The sequence below is a fragment of the bacterium genome, assembly GCA_024224155.1.
Classification (GTDB): domain Bacteria; phylum Acidobacteriota; class Thermoanaerobaculia; order Multivoradales; family JAHEKO01; genus CALZIK01.
On sequence record JAAENP010000087.1, the window covers coordinates 1 to 2,962 of the forward strand.

At 62.5% G+C, this 2,962-nt stretch carries 4 protein-coding genes; 2 read left to right on the plus strand and 2 right to left on the minus strand.

Going from position 1 to position 2,962, the window contains the following annotated elements; translation table 11 throughout:
- On the plus strand, positions 1–844 hold an 844-nt coding region (locus tag GY769_04715; protein ID MCP4201218.1), incomplete at its 5' end, for a transposase.
- A 285-nt stretch (positions 845–1,129) separates the two neighbouring features.
- Here GY769_04715 and GY769_04720 read toward each other — a convergent pair.
- Both GY769_04720 and GY769_04725 read right to left on the minus strand, forming a co-directional pair.
- Complete coding sequence (locus GY769_04720; GenBank protein MCP4201219.1) at positions 1,130–1,654, minus strand: NACHT domain-containing protein; 525 nt, start codon at positions 1,652–1,654, stop codon at positions 1,130–1,132.
- A gap of 125 nt (positions 1,655–1,779) precedes the next feature.
- Entirely contained in the window at positions 1,780–2,586 is an 807-nt protein-coding gene (locus GY769_04725; protein MCP4201220.1) for a hypothetical protein, read from the minus strand.
- Positions 2,587–2,723: 137 nt separating this feature from the next.
- On the opposite strand from GY769_04725, the gene GY769_04730 reads away from it, so the two are divergent.
- Positions 2,724–2,962, plus strand: a 239-nt coding sequence (locus GY769_04730; GenBank protein ID MCP4201221.1) for a UPF0175 family protein, incomplete at its 3' end; no start/stop codon positions are given.

The window sequence follows — 2,962 nt, forward strand, 5'->3', positions numbered from 1 at the left end:
CGAGCCCACCTATGACGCTCTCAAGCAAGCGGTGCGCAAGGCGCCATGGGTCAGCCCCGACGAGACCGGCTGGCGGGTGGGCGCGGCCTCGGCCTGGTTGTGGGTTTACGTCACGACTTGGGTGACGTTCTACGCTGTGGAGATTGGGCGCGGTTTCCAAGAGGCCGCCAAGATCCTCGGCGAAGACTACCCTGGCAAGATGGTCCGAGATGGCTTGCCATCCTACAGATGCTTCCAGCAGGCCCTGCACCAGAGCTGCCTGCACCACTTGCTGCGTCGCTGTCACGACAACCTCGAGACGGCGCTGGGTGGCACGGCCCGTTTCCCCCACGCCGTGAAGCGCTTGCTCAAGAAAGCCCTTGAGCTGCGTGATCGCCGCGACGCCGGCGAGATCTCCGCCCACGGACTGGCGGTGGCCACCGGGCGCCTCAAAGCTGCCATGAAACGGCTGCTGAGCTGGCGCCCGAAGGAGGAAGAAAACCGTAAGTTCGCCAAGCACCTCCGCAAGGAGCAAACGGCATTGTTCACCTTTCTCCAGCACCCAGAGCTGCCAGCAACCAACCATCTCGCCGAGCAGGCCCTGCGACCCATTATCGCCACCCGAAAAAACTGCGGCGGCGGCCATCGAACCTGGAACGGCGCCGAGACCTTTGCCAGAATCGCCACGGTGTTTCGCACGGCTCTTCAGCAAGACCTCGATCCCCAGCTCATTTTCATCTCATTGCTCCGTTGCCCGAAACCGACCGTCGCCAAAGACCTCCTGCCTGAGGACCTTCCTGCCAATCCAGCCCGGTCTCCCCCTCTGCCGCTACCTGACGCTGCGCCCACACGACCCGTACTCTGAGCAACGGCTGCTAACCTCCACGCAAGGGAGGCATGAGTCTATGTGCCTGTTGCCTCCCTGCCATCCCTACCCCGACTGCTTCCAGAGGAACACGCAGCCAGCGACGAGCCCCAGGATCGGACACACAACCGAATTCCAGAAACGACGACGCACACTTCGAACAGCTATGCTTCCACCCTCCGCCGCCAGCCACCGACCATGCGCCCGATCTCGCGCAGCGGGAGCAGGCATAGGCGCCTTGGCGACAGAAGCACGAAACCGTTTCACGGATCTTCTCTCCAGGACTCAAGTACCCGCTAAATAGATACGGCGCCGCTTCAGCCTCCTAGCCAATGGCCGCAAGTCAGCAGGCTCGTTCCAATTGCGCAACCGAACTTCCATCGCGTAATGCCAACGATCGATAAAAGTATCGCGATCGTGGGGAGCCAACGGCTCGACCCGGGCCGAGACGAAACCCAGCTCGCGGAATTCGACTCGTTCGACTGCCTCAGGCCGGGTGGTCACGATGTAGTAGTTGTCCGGATGTGTGCGCATGAGCTGCCGAATCTCGCGCAGCACTTCTCCTCGCGCCGTAGGCGGTACTTCGTCCGCGCCATCAAACATGATCAGAGCCCGGCCGCTGCTTAGGACTTCGTCCATCCAGTCAGGCGGAGGATCCGGCAGTTCCTTTGCGAGCAGGAGGGGGAAGTCGCTCGGCCGCGGCAGCTGCCCGCCCGGACAGTCCCGCAAGCGAATAACGAAGGGCACTTTTCTCCGCCAGTCTTCGCCAAGGGGCGGCGACGTATCGTCGGCCGTGGATTCTGGCTTCACCAGGGATCTTTCGGCCGGCGGCAGCTCCGGGCCGTCTACTGGGTCGAGATCGCCGATCTTCTTACCAGCTTGGACGGCGGCCCAGCGCAAAAGAGTTGTCTTGCCGCAGCCGGCGGCACCTCGGACTAGCAACCGGCCTTTGCCAGGGCGCAGCCCATTGAAGACCTCTTCGGCAGCCAATGAGGTCGGTCCCTCGATCTCCAACTCTTCACCGGAGTCCGCCCTTCTTCCGGCACGAGCCAGTTGGCCGGATGGTGGACGAGTGCGATGGCCAAGTCGTGCGGTGGCATCTCCTGACGCAGCGTTTCGAGCTGGAAGCGACCCGCCATCCACAGTCGGCCCGATTCCTCCCGACCCGCACCGCGTGAAGACCATGCGGAATTGAACCCGGCGATCCCGACCCGGACGCCCGCGACCTCGCGTGCGTCGGCGTAGGTCAAGTGCTCGCGGCTGGTCAGCAAGTGCTCGTAGCCAGAGGTTCTTAGAAAGGTCGCGTAGTCGGCCAGCCTCGAGAGAAGCTGCTTCCACTCGGCGCCTGCGTCCTGGGCGAGCTGGTTTATCTCGGCGAGTGACACGGTCTGGTCCAGCCATTGGGTCTCGAAGCGGGTGAGCCGATGGATATTGACGTCGTGATTGCCAGGCACCAGGAAGAGATGCCGCTGCGGAACCGCTGGGTCGTAGACTTTGCGGACCGCGGTCAGAAAATCGTGCGCTTCGCGAAACTGATCGGCGATGTACTCACCGCGTTGCTCGCCGATCTGTCCGAACGCACTGTCGCCGGTGAAGAAGATCAGATCAGGATGCAGGCCGTGCTTGTCCCGCATCGTGCGGAGATCTGCGCGCAGGGTGTCCGTGACGCGTTTGGCGTCCCAGGTCCGAGGTTTACAGGCATGGAGATCGGACTGGTGAAGCCAGGTCAAGGTGTCGGCCATTGAAGATTCCCTCCTTCGCCAGGAGATAGATGGTACGTTACGATCGTAGCAGAGCGTCGTGTGAGGCGCATTCCAGTGCCTCGCGCTCGGTGGAGATCGGTCCTGGTGTAGAATCCTCTAGCCCGCTGGAGTCAACGATGAGTGCCGTCAAGATCGAAGTTGAGTTACCGAGCGACCTGATCGTCGCCTTGAACGTCGAGCCCTCGGAGCTGGGGCGTCGGGCCAGGGAGTGGATTCTGCTCGAGCTCTTTCAAGAGGGCGTCATCTCGGCCGGCAGAGCCGCCGAGATCCTGGGGACCACGAAGGCAGGTTTCATGCAGCTTCTGGATCTTCACGGACTGCCCTACCTCGACGCCAGCTACGAGGAGCTCGAGCG

Coding starts and splice junctions, on each gene's coding strand:
- GY769_04725 (MCP4201220.1), bottom strand. CDS start 2,586: ATGGCCGACACCTTGACCTGGCTTCACCAGTCCGATCTCCATGCCTGT.